Origin of the sequence: Yersinia vastinensis (assembly GCF_902726565.1) — a bacterium.
Lineage (GTDB): Bacteria > Pseudomonadota > Gammaproteobacteria > Enterobacterales > Enterobacteriaceae > Yersinia > Yersinia vastinensis.
The window spans coordinates 1-3,202 of sequence record NZ_CACVAF010000028.1; the positions used below are offsets into that span (position 1 = coordinate 1).

The window sequence follows — 3,202 nt, forward strand, 5'->3', positions numbered from 1 at the left end:
ATATTGCTCTTTAACAATCTGGAACAAGCTGAAAATTGAAACAATACAGCTGAACATTATCTCTCCGTAGATGTACTGAGATAATAAGTAACCTGTATTAGAGTCTCTCAAATAATCACAACGCAAGTGGTCGAAAGACACCTTCGGGTTGTGAGGTTAAGCGACTAAGCGTACACGGTGGATGCCTAGGCAGTCAGAGGCGATGAAGGGCGTGCTAATCTGCGAAAAGCGTCGGTAAGCTGATATGAAGCGTTACAACCGACGATACCCGAATGGGGAAACCCAGTGCAATTCGTTGCACTATCGTTAGATGAATACATAGTCTAACGAGGCGAACCGGGGGAACTGAAACATCTAAGTACCCCGAGGAAAAGAAATCAACCGAGATTCCCCCAGTAGCGGCGAGCGAACGGGGAGGAGCCCAGAGTCTGAATCAGTTTGTGTGTTAGTGGAAGCGTCTGGAAAGTCGCACGGTACAGGGTGATAGTCCCGTACACAAAAACACACTTGCTGTGAACTCGATGAGTAGGGCGGGACACGTGACATCCTGTCTGAATATGGGGGGACCATCCTCCAAGGCTAAATACTCCTGACTGACCGATAGTGAACCAGTACCGTGAGGGAAAGGCGAAAAGAACCCCGGCGAGGGGAGTGAAATAGAACCTGAAACCGTGTACGTACAAGCAGTGGGAGCACCTTCGTGGTGTGACTGCGTACCTTTTGTATAATGGGTCAGCGACTTATATTTTGTAGCAAGGTTAACCGAATAGGGGAGCCGTAGGGAAACCGAGTCTTAACTGGGCGTCTAGTTGCAAGGTATAGACCCGAAACCCGGTGATCTAGCCATGGGCAGGTTGAAGGTTGGGTAACACTAACTGGAGGACCGAACCGACTAATGTTGAAAAATTAGCGGATGACTTGTGGCTGGGGGTGAAAGGCCAATCAAACCGGGAGATAGCTGGTTCTCCCCGAAAGCTATTTAGGTAGCGCCTCGTGAACTCATCTTCGGGGGTAGAGCACTGTTTCGGCTAGGGGGCCACCCCGGCTTACCAAACCGATGCAAACTCCGAATACCGAAGAATGTTATCACGGGAGACACACGGCGGGTGCTAACGTCCGTCGTGAAGAGGGAAACAACCCAGACCGCCAGCTAAGGTCCCAAAGTCATGGTTAAGTGGGAAACGATGTGGGAAGGCATAGACAGCCAGGATGTTGGCTTAGAAGCAGCCATCATTTAAAGAAAGCGTAATAGCTCACTGGTCGAGTCGGCCTGCGCGGAAGATGTAACGGGGCTAAACCATGCACCGAAGCTGCGGCAGCGACACTTAGGTGTTGTTGGGTAGGGGAGCGTTCTGTAAGCCGTTGAAGGTGAACTGTGAGGTTTGCTGGAGGTATCAGAAGTGCGAATGCTGACATAAGTAACGATAATGCGGGTGAAAAGCCCGCACGCCGGAAGACCAAGGGTTCCTGTCCAACGTTAATCGGGGCAGGGTGAGTCGACCCCTAAGGCGAGGCTGAAAAGCGTAGTCGATGGGAAACAGGTTAATATTCCTGTACTTGGTGTTACTGCGAAGGGGGGACGGAGAAGGCTAGGCTAGCCGGGCGACGGTTGTCCCGGTTTAAGCATGTAGGCGGAGTGACCTGGTAAATCCGGTTGCTTATCAACGCTGAGGTGTGATGACGATGCACTACGGTGCAGAAGTAGTTGATGCCAAGCTTCCAGGAAAAGCCTCTAAGCATCAGGTAACATTAAATCGTACCCCAAACCGACACAGGTGGTCAGGTAGAGAATACTCAGGCGCTTGAGAGAACTCGGGTGAAGGAACTAGGCAAAATGGTGCCGTAACTTCGGGAGAAGGCACGCTGGCATTAGGTAAAGAGACTTGCTCTCGTAGCCGAAGCCAGTCGCAGATACCAGCTGGCTGCAACTGTTTAATAAAAACACAGCACTGTGCAAACACGAAAGTGGACGTATACGGTGTGACGCCTGCCCGGTGCTGGAAGGTTAATTGATGGGGTCAGCCGCAAGGCGAAGCTCTTGATCGAAGCCCCAGTAAACGGCGGCCGTAACTATAACGGTCCTAAGGTAGCGAAATTCCTTGTCGGGTAAGTTCCGACCTGCACGAATGGCGTAATGATGGCCAGGCTGTCTCCACCCGAGACTCAGTGAAATTGAACTCGCTGTGAAGATGCAGTGTACCCGCGGCAAGACGGAAAGACCCCGTGAACCTTTACTATAGCTTGACACTGAACATTGAGCCTTGATGTGTAGGATAGGTGGGAGGCATTGAAGCGTGGACGCCAGTCTGCGTGGAGCCAACCTTGAAATACCACCCTTTAATGTTTGATGTTCTAACTCGGCCCCGTAATCCGGGGTGAGGACAGTGTCTGGTGGGTAGTTTGACTGGGGCGGTCTCCTCCCAAAGAGTAACGGAGGAGCACGAAGGTTAGCTAATCACGGTCGGACATCGTGAGGTTAGTGCAAAGGCATAAGCTAGCTTGACTGCGAGAGTGACGGCTCGAGCAGGTACGAAAGTAGGTCTTAGTGATCCGGTGGTTCTGAATGGAAGGGCCATCGCTCAACGGATAAAAGGTACTCCGGGGATAACAGGCTGATACCGCCCAAGAGTTCATATCGACGGCGGTGTTTGGCACCTCGATGTCGGCTCATCACATCCTGGGGCTGAAGTAGGTCCCAAGGGTATGGCTGTTCGCCATTTAAAGTGGTACGCGAGCTGGGTTTAGAACGTCGTGAGACAGTTCGGTCCCTATCTGCCGTGGGCGTTGGAAGATTGAGAGGGGCTGCTCCTAGTACGAGAGGACCGGAGTGGACGAATCACTGGTGTTCGGGTTGTCATGCCAATGGCACTGCCCGGTAGCTAAATTCGGAAGAGATAACCGCTGAAAGCATCTAAGCGGGAAACTTGCCTCGAGATGAGTCTTCCCTGGGGCTTTAAGCCCCCTGAAGGAACGTTAAAGACTATGACGTTGATAGGCTGGGTGTGTAAGTGCAGCGATGCATTGAGCTAACCAGTACTAATGATCCGTGAGGCTTAACCTTACAACACCGAAGGTGTTTTGTGTTTGAGAGATTTTCAGCGAAGTTTACAGATTGAATTGGCTGGCTGCATGAGAGTGATTGTGTAGCGAGTTGATGAAAACAGAATTTGCCTGGCGGCCATAGCGCGGTGGTCCCACCTGA

The 3,202-nt window shown here is 51.6% G+C and carries 1 rRNA gene; it reads left to right on the forward strand.

Annotated elements, in window-relative coordinates:
• Nucleotides 1-154: 154 nt before the first annotated feature.
• A 23S ribosomal RNA gene (locus tag HUZ92_RS20620) occupies nucleotides 155-3,061 on the forward strand.
• The last annotated feature ends 141 nt before the right edge of the window (nucleotides 3,062-3,202 follow it).